We start from the raw sequence: 20,238 nt of genomic DNA on the forward strand, positions 1-20,238 counted from the left end.
ATCCCCTTCATAGCTACTGCGGAAATAGTCCATGGCTTTCTCCGCCTCACTGAGTTCGTCAAACCGGGCGATGTGATAGATTGCCTCGCCTTCGTTCACCAGGGGCAGGTTGTTAACGCAGATAACGATACCGGAACAGGGTGAAAGCACAGCCGTTTCGGACTCGCCAAACGGGTCCGCTACCATGGCCAGTTTCTGGCCCTTGCGAACCTTCTGGCCCAGAGTTGCAACCGGCCGCATGATGCCGTCTGTGTCCGTCCTTACCCATTGCGAGTTGGCGGCAGTTTCCGAGCGCTTTCTTGGGGCCTTGGGGCCTTTCTTTGCGGGTATCATTTCCAGCTCCCGCATTACCCGGATCACGCCTTTCACACCGCTGGAAATCACCACGTCGTCAAACCGCAGGGCTTCACCGCCCTCGAAGGTAACCACCGGAATATCCTGGGAATCAGCGTAGGCGCGAAGGCTACCCTCCCGCAAACTGGCATTAATGATAATGGGCGCACCGAAGGCCTCCGCCATGCGGATGGTTTCCGGATTCTTCAGCTCGGCGCGGATCTGCGGCAGGTTGAAGCGGTGGATGGCTCCCGTATGCAGGTCAATGATGTGAGTAACATTTTCCATGATCTGGGTGCGCAGGAGATAGGCGATGCGCCCGCCCAGGGAACCGGATTCAGTGCCTGGAAAGCAGCGGTTGAGGTCACGGCGGTCTGGCAGGTAGCGGGTACGTTGCACAAAACCGAAGATATTGACGATAGGCACCGCCACCAGGGTGCCCCGTAAGTGGCGCAGGGCAGAGTTGGTCAGCACACGGCGTACAATCTCGACACCGTTAATCTCGTCCCCGTGAATCGCACCGCATACCATCAATACCGGACCGCCGCGGCGACCATGCACCACTTCTACAGGCACATGGAGCGGCGTATGGGTATAAAGCTTGGCAACCGGAATTTCCACGGTCTGCCGGGTTCCGGCTTTGATTTCATTGCCGGCCATAACAAAGGGGCCCCGTGTGGCCATATCAGCCTCTCCCCTTGGTGCGGGTTTTCCAGGGCTGCTGGTTTTTTTCCGTCCAGCTCATGATCATGCCCGCTACGTTCTTGCCGGTGGCATTCTCGATACCTTCAAGGCCCGGCGACGAGTTCACTTCCATTACCAGGGGGCCCCGGCTGGAGCGAAGCAGATCAACGCCAGCCACATTAAGCCCCATGGATTTAGCCGCGGTAATGGCAGTGCGACGCTCTTCCGGGGTGATGCGCACCAGTGAAGCGGTGCCGCCCCGATGCAGGTTGGAACGGAACTCACCCTCACCACCCTGGCGCTTCATGGCTGCAATGACCTTGTCACCGATAACGAAACAGCGGATATCGGCACCGCCGGCTTCCTTGATGAACTCCTGTACCAGGATGTCGGCTTTCAGGCCCATAAACGCTTCAATCACGCTTTCCGCAGCCTTTCGGGTTTCCGCCAGCACCACACCGATGCCCTGGGTACCCTGCAGCAGCTTGATCACTACCGGTGCACCACCCACCATTTTCAGCAGTTCCGGCACGTTGTCCGGTTTGTTGGCAAACCCGGTCACTGGCATGCCCACTCCCTTGCGTGCCAGCAGTTGCAGGGAACGGAGCTTGTCACGGGAACGGGTAATAGCAACGGATTCGTTGACCGGGAAAACCCCCATCATTTCAAACTGCCGCAACACCGCCGTGCCGTAGAAAGTAACCGACGCACCGATACGGGGAATCACCACATCGAAGTCTTCCAGCACTTCCTCGTGGTAGTGGATCCTGGGATCGGCGGAGGTAATGTTCATGGAGCAGTGCAGGCAGTCAATGACCTTCACTTCGTGGCCCCGGTTCACGCCTTCCTCCACCAGCCGGCGTGTCGAGTACAGGTGACGGTTACGCGACAGAATCGCAATTTTCATTTTTTCGTCCTTAGGGCCGGCTCGCCGGCGAGATAGGAACATTCAGGAAGTACAATGGCGCGCCCAGCCATTGCCGTTCGACCAATCAGCATACGAAAACGCATGGAATCACGGTTGGTCAAGGTCATTTCAATCGTCCACTCGATGCCACCCAGCACCAGGCGGGTTTCAATCACCAGCCGCAGCTCCTTGTGGCCCCCGGAGTCCGACACATTGCGTTCATCCAGCACCAGCGCGTCACACTCCACCACGTGATGCAGGTCGTTCTGCACCGGGTGAACCCAGAAGCGGACGCGGCGCTCACCGGCGTCTGTGTAGTAGGGTTCAGTGCGAAAGGTGTGCAGACACGAGGTGCGGGCACCGGTATCCACTTTTGCCTTGATGCGGGAGATATCAAAATCCGGCAAGGCAACCCATTCCCGCCAGCCCAGGGCCAGTTTTCCGTCTGTTTCCGGCAACTGGCCGGGTTGCGTAAGTTCATCCGTTCTGGTCGGCATCCGGATCTCCCTTTTTGGTTGAGGTTTCCGGGCGTAGCAGCTCCACCCGGAAAGGCTCGGAATGGCTTCCGGCATAGATACTTGTATGGGGGAAAGGTATTTCAATACCTTCCTCGTCGAGCGCTTTCTTGATGGCAACCATCATCTGGCTGCGACCTTCCAGCACCCTGTTAGCGGGCACCCAAAAGGAAAACTGAAGGTCCACCGAGGATGGACCAAATCCGGTCACCAGTACAAACGCTTTGGGCTCCTCCAGGCTGACGCTGTTCTGCCGCGCCAGCTCCAGAAGCAGATTCTCCACCCTTTCCAAATCCTCGGCATAGGCAATACCGACGGTCAGATCCATGCGGCGGATCGGGAAACGGGAACGATTGACCACCCGGGTCTTGATAAGGGTCTCATTGGGAATGCGAACGTAAAGGTTGTCTGGCGTGCGCAGTTTCACACTCAGCATATCTATGGCAACCACTTCGCCAATGGTGCCTTCCACTTCAATAAAATTGCCGATCTCGAAAGGCTTCTCGACCAGTAGGAAAAGACCGCTGATCATGTTCGATGCAGAGGTCTGGGACGCGAAACCGATGGCCACGGTCAGTATCCCCGCAGCGCCCAGTACCACATCAAGAGAGAAACCGGCCTCCCGCAGAGCGGCCACAAAGAATATGGCCAGCACAATATAGAACACCAGCCGCCGCACCATCACCGTGTGGTGTCGTGACGCCCGCTCCTCCATGAAGCGGGAAACGCCACGAGCCGCAAAAGAGGCCAGCAGGATGCCGAGAATCAACAGAAACAAGGTGCTGATCCACTTGCTCCAGGCAATGGCACCCACAAATTGCATCAGACTGTTTTCAAACTGCTCAATCAAGGAGGACGCTCCGTTTACAGTCCCGCTGAGAAAAAAGAGTGGCCGGGTCTGTCAGCCGAAGATGCGATCGTAGGCACGCACCAGTCCGCCCCGGGCCGACTCTTCGCGGGCAGGGGCCACCAGCTCACAGTGCCCGGCTTCAGCGATAAGCCTATGGTCAATTCTCAGGCGTGCCGAGTTCATATCCGTTTCACAGACAACCGTTACCCCCGGCGTCCACAGCTGCCCCTTTTCATCCCCGTGTAGCGACAGCAGAGGAGTCGGAAGGTTGAATCGCTCCAACAAAAGGGGCTGCGGTCGCTCGTTGACAATCCGCACAGGTGTGATGGCCCGCCAGGGGCGCTTGGGCACAGCATCGAGCACCAGGCGCGCATAGGTGGCGGCAGAGTAGCAAAGCTCGCCCTCCATAGTGGTCCGGCCTACCCAGGTCAGCGAGGGATCCGCCAGGGGCAGCTCCACAAGGTGCGCTCCCTTGTTCCCGACCTGGATTCGCATCCACAGCAACGTACCCACGTAGATCATACATTCACTGTTGGCAGCGATCGTCAGTGGCTGATGGGGGCGAATAACCGTTGCGAGACTCGACATTGCCGGCAGATAGCGAAGCTGGTTGCCATTGTCAGGCCTTACAAAACGCTGAACATCCATTTCAGCATCAGGCAAGGTGTCGGTTACCCGCTGCAGCCAGCGTTTCTGGTTATCGTCTTCGGGAACACGCTGGGAACGAATCTGCCATTCCTGCTCCAGCAGGGCTACCCATACCCGGGTGTGACTGAGTTCATGGTACTGGGTCTGTCCCGGCTCCAGCGTGTAATGTATTCCCCATTGGCCATCCTGCATCGTTTGCTGCGTTTCCAGACTCGTTGTCATTCTGGCCCTTTATCCATGAAGTCTTCTATTAACTATAATCCAATCAGCACGTTCCGGCGAATATCCGTCGTGGCCATACAATCTTCACCAGCTACAGGAAACCCAATGACACAGCTCGTCTGGTTCCGAAACGACCTGCGCGTAGCCGATAACGCCGCCCTTACTGCTGCCTGCAAACAACAGCAGGCGGTGCGAGCCTGCTTTATTGTTACCCCGGAACAGTGGCGGGACCACGACTGGTCCCCGGCACGGGTCAGGTTTGTGCTGGATCACACCAATACCCTGTCACAGGAACTGGCAAGGCTGGGCATTCCGCTGTCGTTCATTACCGCAACGACCTTTACAGACAGCATTGAAAAACTGAAGGATTTCTGCCGGCGCGAGAGTATCCGGCATGTGCACTTCAACGAGGAATACGGAGTTAACGAAAGACGCAGGGACAAAGCCCTGAAACAGACCCTCGACACCGCCGGCATCGGCGTAAACAAGTACCGCGACCAGACCGTGGCGCCCGTTGGCAGCATTCTGACCCAGCAGGAAGAGCCCTATTCAGTGTTCACTCCATTCTCACGCCGCTGGCGCAGCTGGATCGACGAGGCGCGGCCTAACCTGTTCCCGATTCCCGATCCGGTCGGAGAAGCCGTGGAAGCTGCACGCTACGACACGATGCCTGAAGGTTTCGATAACCCGCCACCCAGGCTGGTTGAGACCGGCGAAGATGCGGCTCATCAGCAACTGGAACAGTTTCTCGACAACCGTGCCGGTAACTACAAAAACCTGCGCGATCTGCCATCGGTGGACGGCACCAGCCTGCTCTCGCCCTACCTCGCCAACGGCGTGCTCTCCGGCAAACAGTGTCTTATTGCTGCCGACCAGCATCAGGGTATGGGCGGCAACCAGGAAGGCCTGGCCACCTGGACCAATGAGATTGCCTGGCGGGACTTCTACATCAACATCCTTTACCACTACCCCAGGGTGAGCATGCACCGGGCTTTCAAGCCTGAGACCGAAGCCCTGCAATGGAATTCACCTGACGAGAAGTTTAAGGCCTGGAAGGACGGCAATACCGGCATCCCCATTGTGGATGCGGCCATGCGCCAACTGAACCAGACCGGCTGGATGCACAACCGCCTGCGCATGATCACCGCCATGTTCCTGACCAAGAACCTGTTTATCGACTGGCGGCTGGGCGAGGCCTACTTCATGTCGAAACTGGTGGACGGATTCCTGGCCTCCAACAACGGTGGCTGGCAGTGGAGTGCCTCCACCGGCACCGATGCGGCACCCTATTTTCGGGTGTTCAACCCGGCCACCCAGAGTGAGCGTTTCGATCCCGAGGGCGAATTTATCCGGCGATACGTTCCCGAGCTGGCGAAACTGGATAACAAGCGAATTCATCAGCCCTGGGCCGGCGGTGTCATTCCCGGTGGGTATCCGCGACCTATTGTTGATCTGAAAGAAAGCAGGAAAGAGGCAATTGCAAAGTTTCAGGCGCTTAAGAACTAGGAGGTAACGGCAGGGTGGGCAGGCCCTGCCTTAGGCGGACTCTCTGCTGCTACAGACAGGACAACCCGGGTCTCTGGCGAGTTTCATTTCCCGCCATTCCATTTGCCAGGCATCCAGAATCAATAACCGGCCTGTAAGGGTTTTGCCAACGCCAGTGATTACCTTGATAGCTTCCATCGCCTGGGAAGCGCCAATCATGCCAACCAGCGGGCCGATAACACCGGCCTCGGAACAGGTAAGATCTTCATTGCCCTGCTCCGGGTAGAGGCAGTGATAACAGGGGCTGCTGTAATCACGGACGTCGTAAACCGACAACTGCCCTTCCCCACGAATGGCTGCACCAGACACCAGTGGAACGCGAGCAGACACGCAGGCGCGGTTGAGTGCGAAGCGAGTGTTGAAGTTGTCGGTGCAGTCGATCACCAAGCTGGCAGAATCGACCTGACGCTGTAGCTCGTCCCCTTCCAGTCGTTCGGTCAATGCGGTCACTGACACTTCCGGGTTAATGCGGCGCACTCGCTCGGCCAGACGCTCAGCTTTGGATCCACCGATATCAGACTGCTCGAACGCGATCTGACGCTGCAGGTTTGCTACTTCTACCATGTCGTCGTCGACCAGAGTCAGGTGGCCAATACCGGCGGCACCCAGGTAAAGAGCCACCGGACAGCCCAGGCCACCGGCGCCGACTACCAGAACTCGCGCAGATTTGAGTTTAGTCTGGCCGGCAATGTCGAACCGGGGCATCAGTATCTGGCGGCTGTAGCGCAGCAGTTCTTCATCGTTCAGCATGGTGTTTTCTCCCGAGGGTAAAGCGGTCGCGCCGGCCATAGTCCTGGCGGGTTTCTACACTGGTGAAGCCGGCTTCGGCAAAAAGCCGCTGTACTGCCTCACCCTGCTCATAGCCATGTTCCAGTATCAGCCACCCTCCGGGCGACAGCCAGAACGGGGCATCAGCGATTATCCGCCGGATATCCGCCAGGCCATCGTTGCCGGCAACCAGTGCCGACGACGGTTCGAAGCGCACGTCGCCCGCACTCAGGTGGTGGTCATTGTCCGCAATGTACGGCGGATTGGAAACAATCAGATCAAAACAGCCCACTGGCAGGTCTGCAAACCAATTGCTCTTATACACAGTCACCGGCAGGTCCAGACGCGCGGCATTTTCCCTGGCCAGTTCCACGGCTTCCCCGACAGCATCACAGGCAGAAACCCACCACTCGGGCCGTTCGCTGGCAAGGGCCAGTGCGATAGCGCCGGTGCCGGTGCCAAGATCGAGCACAATGGCGTTTTCCGACATCTCCAGCATAAGTACGGCCTCAACCAGGCATTCGGTATCAGGCCGGGGAATAAGCGTGGAGGGATTGATTTTCAGAGGCAGCGACCAGAATTCCTGCTCGCCCAGCAGATATGCCACCGGGCGCCCCTCATAGCGCTGATCCACGAGGGAAAAGAAGCATGCCAGCTGGGTAGCCTTCACCTCACGCTCTGGCCAGGCACGAAAAGAGGTCCGGGACCAGCCGGTCACATGGCTGAGCAATAGCTCGGCATCCAGGCGTGGGGAATCGCTGCCAATCACTTCGGTGGCTTCTTTGAGCACTGCTTCGCAGGATAAGGGTGCGTCACTCATCAGCCAGAGAGGCCAGAAGGTCGGCCTGGTGTTCATGCTGCAGGGGCACGATGACGGCGTCCAGGTCTCCCGAGATCACTTCATCAAGCTTGTACAGGGTCAGGTTGATGCGGTGGTCCGTTACTCGCCCCTGAGGGAAATTGTAGGTTCGAATGCGTTCCGAACGATCACCACTACCCACCAGGCTCTTGCGGGTGGCTGCCAGGGTTTTCTGCTGGCGTTCGATCTCTTCATTCTGAAGCCGGGAAGCGAGAAAGCTCATGGCCTTTGCGCGGTTCTTGTGTTGGGAGCGTTCTTCCTGGCACTCCACCACGATACCGGTGGGTATATGGGTTATGCGAATCGCGGAATCGGTCTTGTTCACGTGCTGGCCGCCGGCACCGGAAGCCCGGAAGGTATCGACCCTCAGGTCGGACTTGTTGATCTCGACTGCCTCGGTCTCGTCTGCTTCCGGCATGACGGCGACGGTGCAGGCCGAAGTGTGAATGCGGCCCTGGGATTCGGTTTCCGGCACCCGTTGCACCCGGTGCGCTCCGGACTCGAACTTCAGGGCGCCATAAACGGCACTGCCGGCAATGCGGGCGATGATTTCCTTGTACCCACCATGCTCGCCCTCGCTTGCACTGATCACTTCCACCTGCCAGCGCTGGCGCTCGGCGTAACGCATATACATCTTGAACAGGTCACCGGCAAAAATGGCAGCCTCATCGCCACCGGTTCCGGCGCGGATCTCCAGGAACACGTTCTTGCCGTCATTGGGATCCTTGGGCAGCATCAGGCGCTGAAGCTCTTCGTCGAGTTCCTCGCTTTTCTGTTCCGCAAGGCCCAATTCCTCTTCAGCCATGGCACGCATGTCGGCGTCGCCGTCGCGGGCCAGCTCAGTGGCTTCTTTTACATCTTCACGGGATTGCTGCCAGGCCTGGAAGCAGTGAACAATCGGCTCAATTTCAGCAAACTCACGTGACAGGTCCCGGAACCTGTCCTGATCGGCAATTGTCTGCTGATCACTCAGCAAAGCGCTGACTTCCTCGAAGCGGTCTGCAAGCTGCTCAAGGCGGGACTGGATCGATGACTTCATAGTTTTTCCGGGATGATGGGCGCGTCGGCATCCAGCGCATCAAGCTGATGCAATTCTCTGAGCCACTGGGTGACCTCGGTTCTGCCTTCTGTTGTCGCCCTGCGAACCTGAATAGAAGGCTCGTGAAGTAGCTTGTTGGTCAGCCCCCGGGCCATGCTTCGTAACACGGTTTCCGGGTCAGCGCCGTTGCGCAGGGCACGGATTGCCTTTTCGGTTTCTGCATCCCGCAGGGTCTCAGCACGCTGACGGAACTGTTTGAGAGTGGATACCGCATCCAGAGCCCGTAACTGGCTGAGAAACTGCTGCACGCCGTCGGTGACCAGATTCTCGGCCTCCCGGGCGGCACCCTCCCGCGAACGCACATTCTCCTCGATCACCTGGCGAAGATCATCGACGGTATAGAGGTAAACATCCGCAAGGGAACTGACCTCCGGCTCTATATCCCTCGGGACTGCGATATCCACCATGAAATAGGGGCGGTGCTTGCGCTTTTTGAGCGCTCTCTCAACGGCACCCTTGCCCAGAATCGGCAGGGGGCTGGCGGTGGACGAAATAATGATGTCTACATCAGCCAGGTGGTCCGGGATATCCGAAAGCAGAATACCCTTGCCACCGCGGGACTCCGCCAGTGCCTGGGCACGTTCCAGCGTGCGGTTGGCCACCAGGAAGCTCTTCACTCCGGCATCGGCAAGGTGCCGGGAAACCAGCTCGATCGTCTTGCCGGCGCCAATCAGCAGGGCTTTGTTGCAGGACATGTCGGCAAATATGTGATGGGCCATGCTGACTGCTGCATAAGCCACTGATACCGGATTCTCGCCAATGGCTGTCTGGGTACGTACCCGCTTGGCAACGGAAAAGGTATGCTCGAACAGGCGTGACAGGAAGGATCCGCTGGCTCCATGCTCCCGGGACAGGACGTAAGCGTCCTTGAGCTGGCCCAGGATCTGCGGTTCACCAAGTACCATGGAGTCCAGCCCGGCGGCTACTCTCATTATGTGCCGAACGGCCTCAGAATCCCGATGGACATAGAGCACCTCTTCCAGGTCGCCGGCCTCCATGTCATGGAACCCTGCCAGCCACCGCAGCACGGCAGGGGCACAATCGTCATCCCCGGCCAGGTACAGTTCGGTGCGGTTACAGGTGGAGAGAATGGCAGCCTCACTGGCTCCCGACGTCGCACGGAGCTCGGCAAAAGCCTCGGCCATGCGCTCGGGAGTGAACGCGACGCGCTCACGCAACTCGACCGGTGCGGTGCGATGATTGATGCCGAGGGTGACCAGTGCCATATCGGAGTTAGACTGCCTTATGTCTGAAGACGTAGTTTCATCAGCATTTTAACGGTCAGGGGCTTCTATCGCCACCCAAAACCACGGTGATGTCGGGAACTGCTGACAGGTTGGGCAATATCAGGCGCTTGTGCCATCATAGAGCCTCGTCGCATTACTCCACATCTGAGTCTGCCGCCAGAGTCACTTCCGGCCGTTCAGGTGCACTGTACACAGATCATGGGATGTTGCATGCAAAAGTCCGCATTACTGCTTGTTACCTGCCTGTTCGGGCTTTCCCTGTCCGGCTGCGCTGTCCTTCAGGGTGACCAGGAACAGCAACCCGAGGCGCCATCGGAAGATAGTGAAAACACCGCATCTTCAGCAGAATCGGAACCGGAACCGGAAATCCGCTACGCCGATTTCGAACCGGAAGAACTGTACCTGCTGCTCTCTGGCGAAATAGCCGCCCAGCGGGGACGCTACGACGTTACTCTTGTCAATTACATGAAAGCGGCCGAGCAGTCCCGCGACAAAGCCGTGATCGAGAGAACCATGCGTATCGCCCAGTCCCTCAACGCTGACAACGCCCAGCGCGAACTGGCAACCTTGTGGCTCGAAGTGGATCCGGACAACATGCAGGCGCACCGGATTTCGGCGATCCAGGCGGTAAAGAACAACGATCTGGAAACTGCCCTGGGCCATATGGAGAACATCATGGATCTGGGCGGCGATGCAGACTTTGACAGCCTCGCGGCCATGGCCGGCAACCTGCCGCCGGAACAGCAGCAGGAACTGCTTGAGCTTTACCGCCAGATGGAACAACGCCACCCTGAAGACCCGGAGCTGCGCTACAGCATCGCACTGCTGCTGAAAGTGACCGGCGAGCCCGGGCAGGCCCTGGACAAACTGGCCCCTCTGCTTGACGACGAACCGGACTTCCAGCCGGCTCTGGTACTCAAAGGCGACCTGCTCTACCAGACCGGCGAAAAACGCCGGGCACTGGACCATCTGTTACGAAACACCCGCCGCTTCCCCGATAACCGCCAGATGGGCACCCTCTATGGCCGCATGCTGATTGGTGAAGGCGAACTGCAGGCAGCACAGGACGAATTCAGTCGGTTGGTCAGGCGCTTCCCCAACGTACCCGGCCTGCGCCTTTCCCACGCTCTGGTAGCACTTGAAAATGGCCAGACCAGCCTGGCCGAAGAGGAGCTGACACGGCTCATTGAACAGGGCCATCACAAGGATGAAGCCCACTATTACCTGGGCCGGATCGCCGACGAGGAAAACAACCACGAACAGGCCATCGGCTTCTACTATAACGTGGAGAAGGGTAACTATTATTTCCCTGCCCTGGCGCGGGCCAGCGAGCTCATGGCGGAACAGGGCGACCTCGACGAGGCACTGGACGCAATACGCGACCTGAGAGGCAGCAACCCCGAGCAGGAGGAGAACTTCCATTTGCTGGAAATCAACCTGCTGCTGGACAGGGAGCAAAATGAAAAGGCGCTGACAGCTGCCAATAAAGCACTCGAAAGCTACCCGGACAATATCCGCATCCGCTACGCCCGTGCCATGTTGCTGGACTCTATGGACCAGCCGGAGCAGGCCGAGAAAGATCTCAGGCAGATTATCGACGAACAGCCGCAGAATGCGGTCGCTCTCAACGCACTCGGCTATATCATCACTACCCGCTCGGACCGCTACGACGAAGCCAGGGATTATATTGAACGGGCGCTTGAGATCGATCCGGAAAACCCCGCCATCCTCGACAGCATGGGCTGGGTGCTCTATCAGCAGGGTGAAACCGAACAGGCTCTGGAATACCTGTCCCGCGCCTGGGAAGCCTATGCCGACCCCGAAGTCGCCGCCCATTTAGGCGAAGTGCTCTGGCAGACCGGAGAGCAGGAACAGGCCCGAATTATCTGGGAAGAAGGCTTCGAGCAGGACCCGGACCACCCGATCCTTATCGAAACCGTTGAAAGGCTGACCGGAGAGCAGTCCCCGTGAGATTGCCCGCCACTGCCCTCGCGTTCGCCGCCCTGATCCTGGGCGGCTGTACCTCCCTTCAAGTTGACCCATTGCCCGAAGGCCTGACCGAGCAACCACCGGCGGGCTGGACCGAAGACCGCACCAGGCTCGACCGGTTCCGGCAGTGGGAACTGAGTGGCAAGCTTGCTGTGAAGCAACCCTCCGACAGCGGTACCGCCGTGATCAATTACTGGAAACAGGATCAGGAGGCCTACGAACTGGAGCTGTCGTCATCCTTTCTGGGCATGGGCCGCACCACTCTTGAAGGCGTGCCGGGTTTCATAGAACTCACGCTGCCCGGTGGCGACCAGTACCAGTCCGGCGACCCGGAAGCCCTGATCGAAGCCGCTACCGGCTGGCAACTGCCACTAAACAGCCTGACCTGGTGGATTCGCGGACTTCCCGGCCCCGAAGGTGATTTCCGCCTGTTCTTCGACGACCAGGACCGGCTTGCGGTAATCCGCCAACAGGGCTGGGAAATCCGCTATGACCGCTGGAAAACGTTTATTGACGATTACCCACCGCTGCCCGCCCGGGTAACAGCGGTCAAAGGTGAGAAACGCGTCAGGCTGGTGGTAAGCCACTGGCAGGAGCGTGGCGGAGAAGGCCAGTGAAGAAACTGGAACTGCCCTCCCCGGCAAAGCTCAACCTGTTCCTGCACATTTTGGGCCGCAGACCTGACGGCTACCACGAACTGCAAACCCTGTTTCAGTTTCTGGATTACGGCGACACCATCACCCTGACCCCCCGCATGGACAACCGGATAGAGCTGGAGCAATCCATCCCCGGTGTTGCCGATGAAGATAACCTTGTCCTCCGAGCTGCAAGGCAGCTGGCAGTAACAACAGATAGCACTGTAACCGGAGTAAGCATTGCCATTGACAAAAAACTGCCCTTGGGTGGCGGCCTGGGCGGTGGCAGCTCCAACGCCGCAACCACATTGCTGGGGCTGAATCATCTTTGGGGGTTGAACCGCTCTCTGGACAAACTGGCAGAGCTCGGCCTGGCCCTGGGTGCCGATGTACCGGTATTCGTGCACGGGCACGCAGCTTGGGGCGAAGGCGTGGGCGAAAGACTGACGGAGGCCAATCCCCCCGAAGACTGGTTTGTGGTTATAAAACCACCATGCGATATAAGCACCAGGGAGATTTTTTCCCGGCAAGGGTTGACAAGGGATACCCCCGGAATCAAAATAGCGCCCGCTTTTGAGGGAGACGCCTCGAGGTACCGAAACGACTGTGAGGATGTAGTTAGAAGACTGTATCCTGAGGTTCATCAAGGCCTGGAGTGGCTTGCACAATTCGGACCTGCAAGATTAACCGGAACCGGGGCTTGCATATTTGGACGTTTCCCGACAGAATCCGCAGCCCGGATTATCTGGGAAAGCAAACCCTCCGGCATCAAGGGGTTCGTCGCTCAAGGGGTGAACATTTCACCACTTCACAAAAAGCTGACAGAGCTGAAATGATGCCAATAAAGCACGATACTGGGGTGTCGCCAAGTGGTAAGGCAACGGGTTTTGATCCCGTCATGCGCAGGTTCGAATCCTGCCACCCCAGCCACCTTTCTCCCGCTTCTTCTGAATCAAACGCCGATACCGAGAAGGATGCCGTCGTGTCCAAACTGATGATTTTTACCGGCAACGCCAATCCTGAGCTTGCCAAGGCCATCGCCCAGAAACTTCACATCCCCATGGGCCAGGCCACCGTTGGAACGTTCAGCGATGGTGAAACCACCGTCGAGATTAATGAAAACGTTCGCGGACATGATGTCTTTATTATCCAGCCTACCTGCAACCCCACCAACGATAACCTGATGGAACTGATCGTGATGGCTGACGCCCTGCGTCGTGCCTCCGCCACCCGGGTTACCGCGGTTATTCCCTACTACGGTTACGCCCGTCAGGATCGCCGCGTTCGTTCCACCCGCGTTGCCATCAGCGCGAAAGTGGTTGCAGACATGATCTCCAGCATTGGCGTTGACAGGGTTCTGACCCTGGACCTGCACGCAGACCAGATTCAGGGGTTCTTCGACATCCCGGTGGACAACATCTACGCCACCCCGGTGATGCTCGAGGATATCGAGAAGCAGCGATTTGAAAACTTTGTTGTGGTATCTCCTGACGTAGGCGGCGTTGTACGCGCCCGCGCCGTGGCCAAGCGCCTGGACGACGCCGACCTGGCGATCATCGACAAGCGTCGCCCGAAGGCCAATGTGTCCCAGGTCATGCACATCATTGGCGATGTCAAAGACAAGACCTGCATCCTGGTAGATGACATCATTGATACCGCTGGCACCCTTTGCAAGGCCGCCAATGCCCTGAAAGAGCATGGGGCCTCCAAGGTAGTTGCCTATATTACCCATCCCGTCCTGTCCGGGCCGGCTGTCGACAACCTTAATGCTTCCGAACTGGACGAACTGGTTGTCTGCGATACTATCCCACTGGGTGACAAAGCGCGCAATTGTGATAAGATTCGCGTCCTCAGTATGGCTGGACTGCTTGCGGAATCCATTCGTCGCGTCAGCAACGAAGAGTCCATCAGCGCGATGTTCGAGAACGCCTGATCAGCTAACAGCCTGATTTACAGAGAAGAATCCGGACCGGGAGCCCAGTGGGCTCCCGGCCTGTTTAGTCCGCCGGAAAAGCTTCCGGCATTTCGCAAATGTCACCTGTTCAGGACCTGGTCGCGGGCCGCTCGGGTGAAAATTGAGGTTATAACCATGTCTCAGGAATTTCTTATCGAAGCATTTCCTCGTGGCGATCAGGGGAGAGGTGCGAGCCGCCGCCTGCGTCGCGAGGAGCGGAAAATACCGGCTATCGTCTATGGCGGTAGTAAAGAAGCCGTTTCCATCTCCATCTGGCACAACGAGCTGAAAAAGGCCCTGGAAAACGAAGCCTTCTTCTCACACGTTCTGACCATCGAACTGGAAGGCAAGAAAGAAAGCGTGATCCTGAAGGATCTGCAGCGTCACCCGTACAAGCCGCTGCTGACCCACGCTGACTTCCTTCGCGTTGACAAGGATCACGAAATCCACGTTAACGTACCGCTGCACTTCCTGAACGAGGATTCTGCACCGGCTATCAAACTCCAAGGCGGCGTTGCTCAACACCAGATCAACGAAGTGGAAGTCATCTGTCTGCCGCAGAACCTACCAGAGTTCATTGAAGTTGATATGTTGGACGTGGAAATGGACCAGGTCATCCACCTGAGCGACCTGAAGCTGACCGAAGGCGTTCGTATTGCTGCACTGCAGCAGGGCGAAGACCACGACCTGCCGGTCGTTGCCATCCACAAACCGCGCGCTGCCAAGACCGAAGATACTGACGAAGGTGTAGACAGCGAAGCAGGTGAAGAAGGCGAAGACAAGGAGTAACCACTCCTTTTCTGACGAGGGCAACGGCAGATGGCACAGGATATCGTCATGGTGGTGGGGCTGGGTAATCCCGGCCCGGACTATGCGAACACCCGCCATAATGCCGGTGCCCTTTTCGTCGAAGCTCTGGCTCGTGAAGCGGGCCAGACGCTCCGCCCCGAAAAGAAATACCATGGGCTCTACGCCCGTATCCAGCTGCAGGGCCTTGACCTGCACCTTCTGAACCCCTCCACTTATATGAACCGCAGCGGCCTCTCCATCAAGGCACTGGCGGACTTCTTCAAGATTCAGCCCCAACAGATTCTGGTTGCCCACGACGATCTCGACCTGCCTCCTGGCACCGCAAAACTCAAGAAAGGCGGCGGCCACGGCGGACACAACGGCCTGCGGGACACCATTGCCCACCTGGGCACCAACGATTTCCAGCGCCTGCGCATCGGCATCGGTCATCCCGGCGACAGCCGCCAGGTAACCGGCTACGTACTCGGCCGCCTGGGCAAACGGGAAAGCGAGGAACTGAGCGCCGTGATCGACGAGATCATCCGCGTGCTGCCGGATGCCGCCAGCGGCAAACTCTCGGCGGCGATGAATCGCTTGCACAGCTTCAAACCGGTATAATCCGTCCAAATTTTTCAAGCACCAGCAGAGGCATTCCATGGGATTTAACTGCGGCATCGTAGGCCTGCCGAACGTCGGCAAATCCACCTTGTTCAACGCGCTGACCAAATCCGGCATTGGCGCCGAAAACTTTCCCTTCTGCACCATCGAGCCCAATGCTGGCGTGGTTGCCATGCCCGATCCACGCCTGAACAAGCTGGCCGAGATCGTGAAGCCGGAAAAAGTGGTCGCCACCACCATGGAGTTTGTGGATATTGCAGGCCTGGTCGAGGGCGCCTCCAAGGGCGAAGGCCTCGGTAACCAGTTTCTGGCCAACATCCGCCAGACCGACGCCATTGCCCACGTTGTGCGCTGCTTTGAAGACGACAACGTTATTCACGTTTCCAACAAAATTGATCCGGCCTCGGACATCGAAGTGATCAACACAGAGCTGGCCCTTGCCGACCTGGAAACCGTCGAGAAAGCCATCAAGCGGGTCCAGCGGGTCGCCAAGAGCGGCGACAAGGAAGCCAAAGCACAACTGGAGATGTTCGAAAAGCTGATGCCGGTGCTGAACGAAGGCAAGCCGGTGCGCAGCATGAACCTCGACAAGGATCAGATGGCTCTGATCCGCGAGCTGTGCCTGCTGACCGTGAAGCCCACCATGTACATTGCCAACGTCAGCGAAGATGGCTTTGAAAACAATCCTCACCTGGATACGGTGCGCAAGATCGCCGAATCTGAAAATGCCGTAGTGGTCCCCATCTGCAACAAGATAGAAGCCGAGATCGCCGAACTGGAAGACGATGAAAAGTCCATGTTCCTGGAAGAAATGGGCATGGAAGAGCCGGGGCTGGACCGCGTTATCCGCAGCGGCTACGGCCTGTTGAACCTGCAGACCTACTTCACCGCAGGCGTGAAGGAAGTCCGCGCGTGGACCGTAAAAGTCGGTGCAACCGCTCCCCAGGCCGCCGGCGTCATCCACACTGACTTCGAGCGCGGTTTCATCCGTGCCGAAGTGGTGAGCTACGAAGACTTCGTCAAGTACAACGGCGAAGCCGGCGCCAAGGAAGCCGGCAAGTGGCGCCTGGAGGGCAAGGAATACATCGTCCAGGACGGCGACGTCATCCACTTCCGTTTTAACGTGTAATTTTCTGAAAAAGCGGGGCCCAAGCCTTGACAGCAGGGGCCCAAATACTGAAAATACGCGCCTCGTTTGGGCTTGTCCCGCAACGAAATGGCAAGGTAGCTCAGTTGGTTAGAGCACGGCACTCATAATGCCGGGGTCGGCGGTTCGACTCCGCCCCTTGCTACCAGTATTTGAAAAGCCTGGCTCGAAAGAGTCAGGCTTTTTTCATTCCTGGTTCCCATTCGGTATCCCCTTCCCGCTCCACGTAATGACAGGCTACCCGGTGCCCTGCCCCGCTCTTGTCCTCCAGTACCGGTATCTCTTTACCGCAATACTCGGTTGCCAGCGGGCATCGCGTACGAAACACACATCCGCTCGGCGGATTCATCGGCGATGGCAGGTCGCCATCCAGAATCGGCGGTGTTTTCGCCCGTTCCCGGTCCGGGTCCGGAATCGGCACGGCGGCCATCAGGGCCTGTGTGTAGGGATGTTTAGGGCTTGCATACAGGTTGGCGCGGGACGCAGTTTCCACCACATTGCCCAGGTACAGCACCATCACCCGGTCACTGATGTGTTTGACCACGCTCAGGTCGTGGGCGATGAAGATCAGTGACAGGCCCATCTCCCGCTGCAGGTTTTTCAGCAGGTTGATGACCTGGGCCTGAACGGACACATCCAGTGCAGAGACGGGTTCGTCGCAAATAATCAGCTTCGGCTCCAGTATCAGTGCGCGGGCGATGCCTACCCGCTGGCACTGGCCGCCGGAGAATTCGTGTGGGTAGCGGTTCTTCTGGTGGGAGTGCAGGCCGACACGGTCCATGATGGCGTCCACTTTCTCCCGCAACTCGGTGCCCTTTATGTCCGGGTAGTGGGTACGCAGGGGTTCGGCGATGATGTCCCCAACGGTCATGCGGGGCGACAGGGATGCCAGCGGGTCCTGGAACACCATCTGCAGGCGCTGGCGGCGTTTGCGCAGCTGTTTCAGGTTCAGGCTCCGCAGGTTCTCACCCAGCCAGACCACCCTCCCTGCCTGGCTTGGCACCATGCCCATGATGGCCCTCGCCAGGGTGGACTTGCCGCAGCCGGACTCGCCCACAATGCCCAGGGTCTCCCCTTCGTTCAGGGTAAAGCTGACGTTGTTGACTGCCCGCAGTTGCTGGGGCCTGCTCCAGGGCCAGGCATTTCGGGGCATGATCTCAAAGGTGACCTGCAGGTTTTCAACCGCCAGCAGGGGCTGCTGTTCGCTCATTGGACGGCCTCCCTTGGCAGGTTGCACACCCTTATCCGGTCCGGCTCAAAATGCTCTGGCCGGTCCAGTTCGTGATAGCAACGGGGCTCGGCCACCGGACAACGACTGAAGAATGGACAACCGGGGGGCAGATTCATCAGGTTGGGCGGGTTACCGGGAATCGTCACCAGCTCGTCAATCTGCTCGTCGATACGGGGAATCGCGCCCATCAGCCCTCTGGTGTAGGGATGGGTTGGGTCGCGGAACAGGTCCCGGGTGGCGGCATATTCCATCATCTGGCCACCGTACATCACCAGGGTCTGGTCACAGCTTCCCGCCACTACCCCCAGGTCGTGGGTGATCAGGATGATGGCGGTCTTGAATTCCTGTTGCAGCTCCCGCAGCAGCCCCATCACCTGCGCCTGTACGGTGACATCCAGGGCGGTGGTAGGCTCGTCCGCAATCAGCAGCTGCGGCCGGCACAGCAGCGACATGGCAATCATCACCCGCTGGCGCATCCCGCCAGAGAATTCATGGGGGTAACGATGAATACGGTTGCGGGCTTCGGGAATGCGCACGGCGTCCAGCATCTGCAGGGACTCCTGCAACGCCTGTTTGCGGCTGATGCCCCTGTGCTGCACCAATACCTCGGTGAGCTGGTCGCTGACTTTCATGAAGGGGTTCAGGGAGGTCATCGGGTCCTGGAAGATCATGCCGATGCGGGCCGCGCGAATCCGGTTCATCCGTTTTTCCGACAGGTTGAGCAGTTCCTCCCCCTCAAACATCACTTCGCCACTGACCCGGGCGTTATCCGGCAGCAGGCCCATCAGGGCAAACACCCCCTGGCTCTTGCCCGCGCCGGACTCGCCCACGATTCCCAGGGTCTGCCCGGCTTCCAGCTGGTAGCTGAGCCCCCGCACCGCCTGCAAAGTGCCGTCCGGGGTGTCGAAATCCACCTTCAGGTTGTTCACTTCCAGCATTGCCATAAATCGGGTTCCTGCCGGCTCAGCGGTCTTTGGGGTCGAGGGCATCCCGTAGCCCGTCGCCGAGGAAATTGAAACAGAACAGGGTCAGCACCAGCATCAGCATGGGAAAAATCAGCGTCCAGGGGGTGGTCCACATGGCATTCGCCCCCTCTGAGATCAGCGCACCCCAGGAGGTGTAGGGTTCCGACACCCCCAACCCCAGGAACGAGATAAAGGATTCAAACAGGATCATCTCCGGCACCAGCAGCGTAGCGTAGACAATCACCACCCCCAGCACATTGGGCACGATGTGGCGGATAACAATCAGGAAAGGATGCACGCCCACGGCCACGGCCGCCTCAATGTACTCCTTGCGCTTTAGGCTGAGGGTCTGGCCGCGCACAATCCGGGCCATGTTCAGCCAGCTCACGGCCCCGATAGCAACGAAAATCAGCAGCACATTGCGCCCGAAAACTGCCATCAGCACGATCACCAGGAACATGAACGGGAAGGCGCTGAGCACTTCCAGGGTACGCATCATGATGGCATCGGTACGGCCGCCCACGTAGCCGGAGATAGCGCCATAGAGAGTGCCGATGATGACCGCCGTGAGGGCACCAAGAACCCCCACCATGAGCGAGATACGACTGCCCTGTACTGTGCGCTGGTAGAGGTCGCGACCAATCGGATCGAGGCCGAAATAGTGCTGGCTGGCAAGGCTCGGCACGCCGTCTTCGTCCAGGTTCGGCAGGCTCGCCCAGTCGATGGATTCGTTATCCCAGGGCGACAGGTACTGGCCGAAAGTGGCGAACAGAAGCAGCAGAGCCAGCACCACCAGGCTCGCCACTGCCGCCCGGTGCTGCATGAACCGCCGGCGGGCATCACGCCACAGGCTGCGGCCCTCGGTGAAGGCCTCGTCGGCCAGGGTGTCCGCCAGCTCGCCCATGCCGGCGTGTTTGTCGGAAAAAAGCATCAGTAGCGCACCCTTGGGTCCAGCCAGGTGTAGAGAATATCCACCACGGCATTGAAAACGATGGTCAGCATGCCCACCAGAATAGTGACCCCGAGAATCAGCGAATAATCCCGGTTGATGGCGCCGTTGACGAAGTGCTGGCCGATGCCACCGGTGGAGAACACCTGATCAATGATCACCGAACCGGTAATAATGCCCACAAAAGCCGGGCCCAGATACGATACAACCGGAATCAATGCCGGCTTCAGAGCGTGGCGCAGCACAATCTTGTGTCGGGGTATGCCCTTGGCCCGGGCAGTGCG

General features: G+C 58.5%; 21 protein-coding genes and 2 tRNA genes. 10 read left to right on the forward strand and 13 right to left on the reverse strand.

The window, feature by feature from the left end:
• From ACESMB_RS02990 to ACESMB_RS03010, 5 genes are all read right to left on the reverse strand, one after another.
• On the reverse strand, window positions 1-1,017 hold a 1,017-nt coding region (locus ACESMB_RS02990; RefSeq protein WP_372970876.1), incomplete at its 3' end, for a succinylglutamate desuccinylase/aspartoacylase family protein.
• 1 nt (window position 1,018) lies between these two features.
• Complete coding sequence (gene rimK / locus ACESMB_RS02995) at window positions 1,019-1,924, reverse strand: 30S ribosomal protein S6--L-glutamate ligase (protein ID WP_372925277.1); 906 nt, start codon at window positions 1,922-1,924, stop codon at window positions 1,019-1,021.
• Window positions 1,921-2,421 (reverse strand): ATP-dependent zinc protease, encoded by a 501-nt coding sequence (locus ACESMB_RS03000; RefSeq protein ID WP_372970877.1) that lies wholly within the window; start codon window positions 2,419-2,421, stop codon window positions 1,921-1,923. The genes rimK and ACESMB_RS03000 overlap by 4 nt, the downstream gene beginning before the upstream one ends.
• Complete coding sequence (locus ACESMB_RS03005; RefSeq protein ID WP_372925304.1) at window positions 2,402-3,262, reverse strand: mechanosensitive ion channel family protein; 861 nt, start codon at window positions 3,260-3,262, stop codon at window positions 2,402-2,404. Before ACESMB_RS03005 ends, ACESMB_RS03000 begins: the two co-directional genes overlap by 20 nt.
• A gap of 78 nt (window positions 3,263-3,340) precedes the next feature.
• Window positions 3,341-4,159 carry a hypothetical protein gene (locus ACESMB_RS03010; protein ID WP_372970878.1) on the reverse strand — a complete coding sequence of 273 codons (819 nt, stop codon included), beginning with the start codon at window positions 4,157-4,159 and terminating at the stop codon, window positions 3,341-3,343.
• 105 nt (window positions 4,160-4,264) lie between these two features.
• On the opposite strand from ACESMB_RS03010, the gene phrB reads away from it, so the two are divergent.
• Window positions 4,265-5,665, forward strand: a complete 1,401-nt coding sequence (gene phrB / locus ACESMB_RS03015) for a deoxyribodipyrimidine photo-lyase (protein ID WP_372970879.1) — start codon at window positions 4,265-4,267, stop codon at window positions 5,663-5,665.
• Window positions 5,666-5,695: 30 nt separating this feature from the next.
• Here the strand turns inward: phrB and ACESMB_RS03020 are convergent, their stop codons facing one another.
• From ACESMB_RS03020 to hemA, 4 genes are read right to left on the reverse strand one after another with little or no spacing between them, the layout of a single operon-like run.
• Window positions 5,696-6,454 (reverse strand): HesA/MoeB/ThiF family protein, encoded by a 759-nt coding sequence (locus ACESMB_RS03020; RefSeq protein ID WP_372925273.1) that lies wholly within the window; start codon window positions 6,452-6,454, stop codon window positions 5,696-5,698.
• Entirely contained in the window at window positions 6,441-7,292 is an 852-nt protein-coding gene (prmC, locus tag ACESMB_RS03025; RefSeq protein ID WP_372970880.1) for a peptide chain release factor N(5)-glutamine methyltransferase, read from the reverse strand. The genes ACESMB_RS03020 and prmC overlap by 14 nt, the downstream gene beginning before the upstream one ends.
• Window positions 7,285-8,370, reverse strand: a complete 1,086-nt coding sequence (gene prfA, locus ACESMB_RS03030) for a peptide chain release factor 1 (RefSeq protein ID WP_372970881.1) — start codon at window positions 8,368-8,370, stop codon at window positions 7,285-7,287. Before prfA ends, prmC begins: the two co-directional genes overlap by 8 nt.
• Window positions 8,367-9,656, reverse strand: a complete 1,290-nt coding sequence (hemA, locus tag ACESMB_RS03035) for a glutamyl-tRNA reductase (RefSeq protein WP_372925270.1) — start codon at window positions 9,654-9,656, stop codon at window positions 8,367-8,369. The genes prfA and hemA overlap by 4 nt, the downstream gene beginning before the upstream one ends.
• 231 nt (window positions 9,657-9,887) lie before the next feature.
• Here hemA and ACESMB_RS03040 point away from each other — a divergent pair, with 231 nt between their 5' ends.
• The 9 genes from ACESMB_RS03040 to ACESMB_RS03080 all read left to right on the forward strand — a co-directional run bounded on the left by ACESMB_RS03040 (window position 9,888) and on the right by ACESMB_RS03080 (window position 16,957).
• Window positions 9,888-11,648 (forward strand): tetratricopeptide repeat protein, encoded by a 1,761-nt coding sequence (locus ACESMB_RS03040; protein WP_372970882.1) that lies wholly within the window; start codon window positions 9,888-9,890, stop codon window positions 11,646-11,648.
• The gene (lolB, locus tag ACESMB_RS03045; RefSeq protein ID WP_372925268.1) at window positions 11,645-12,283 is read left to right on the forward strand and encodes a lipoprotein insertase outer membrane protein LolB; all 639 of its coding nucleotides are present in this window, start codon (window positions 11,645-11,647) and stop codon (window positions 12,281-12,283) included. Before ACESMB_RS03040 ends, lolB begins: the two co-directional genes overlap by 4 nt.
• A complete protein-coding gene (ispE, locus tag ACESMB_RS03050) occupies window positions 12,280-13,137 on the forward strand; it encodes a 4-(cytidine 5'-diphospho)-2-C-methyl-D-erythritol kinase (RefSeq protein WP_372970883.1) in 858 nt (285 codons plus the stop codon). Before lolB ends, ispE begins: the two co-directional genes overlap by 4 nt.
• Before the next feature lie 19 nt (window positions 13,138-13,156).
• Window positions 13,157-13,231: transfer RNA gene (locus ACESMB_RS03055), tRNA-Gln, on the forward strand.
• Window positions 13,232-13,283: 52 nt separating this feature from the next.
• A complete protein-coding gene (locus tag ACESMB_RS03060) occupies window positions 13,284-14,234 on the forward strand; it encodes a ribose-phosphate diphosphokinase (protein ID WP_372925266.1) in 951 nt (316 codons plus the stop codon).
• 156 nt (window positions 14,235-14,390) lie between these two features.
• Window positions 14,391-15,044 (forward strand): 50S ribosomal protein L25/general stress protein Ctc, encoded by a 654-nt coding sequence (locus ACESMB_RS03065; RefSeq protein WP_372925265.1) that lies wholly within the window; start codon window positions 14,391-14,393, stop codon window positions 15,042-15,044.
• Window positions 15,045-15,074: 30 nt separating this feature from the next.
• Entirely contained in the window at window positions 15,075-15,662 is a 588-nt protein-coding gene (gene pth, locus ACESMB_RS03070) for an aminoacyl-tRNA hydrolase (protein ID WP_372925264.1), read from the forward strand.
• A gap of 37 nt (window positions 15,663-15,699) precedes the next feature.
• Entirely contained in the window at window positions 15,700-16,791 is a 1,092-nt protein-coding gene (gene ychF / locus ACESMB_RS03075; RefSeq protein ID WP_372925263.1) for a redox-regulated ATPase YchF, read from the forward strand.
• An 89-nt stretch (window positions 16,792-16,880) separates the two neighbouring features.
• Window positions 16,881-16,957 (forward strand) — tRNA-Met (locus tag ACESMB_RS03080).
• 27 nt (window positions 16,958-16,984) lie between these two features.
• Here ACESMB_RS03080 and ACESMB_RS03085 read toward each other — a convergent pair.
• From ACESMB_RS03085 to ACESMB_RS03100, 4 genes are all read right to left on the reverse strand, one after another.
• Entirely contained in the window at window positions 16,985-18,019 is a 1,035-nt protein-coding gene (locus ACESMB_RS03085) for an oligopeptide/dipeptide ABC transporter ATP-binding protein (protein WP_372925262.1), read from the reverse strand.
• Window positions 18,016-18,984 (reverse strand): oligopeptide/dipeptide ABC transporter ATP-binding protein, encoded by a 969-nt coding sequence (locus ACESMB_RS03090; protein WP_372970884.1) that lies wholly within the window; start codon window positions 18,982-18,984, stop codon window positions 18,016-18,018. Before ACESMB_RS03090 ends, ACESMB_RS03085 begins: the two co-directional genes overlap by 4 nt.
• Before the next feature lie 19 nt (window positions 18,985-19,003).
• Window positions 19,004-19,936, reverse strand: a complete 933-nt coding sequence (oppC, locus tag ACESMB_RS03095) for an oligopeptide ABC transporter permease OppC (RefSeq protein ID WP_372970885.1) — start codon at window positions 19,934-19,936, stop codon at window positions 19,004-19,006.
• A partial coding sequence (locus tag ACESMB_RS03100) for an ABC transporter permease subunit (protein ID WP_372970886.1) occupies window positions 19,936-20,238 on the reverse strand: 303 nt, incomplete at its 5' end. The genes oppC and ACESMB_RS03100, both read right to left, overlap by 1 nt.

Origin of the sequence: Marinobacter sp. (genome assembly GCF_041686475.1) — a bacterium.
Taxonomy (GTDB): domain Bacteria; phylum Pseudomonadota; class Gammaproteobacteria; order Pseudomonadales; family Oleiphilaceae; genus Marinobacter.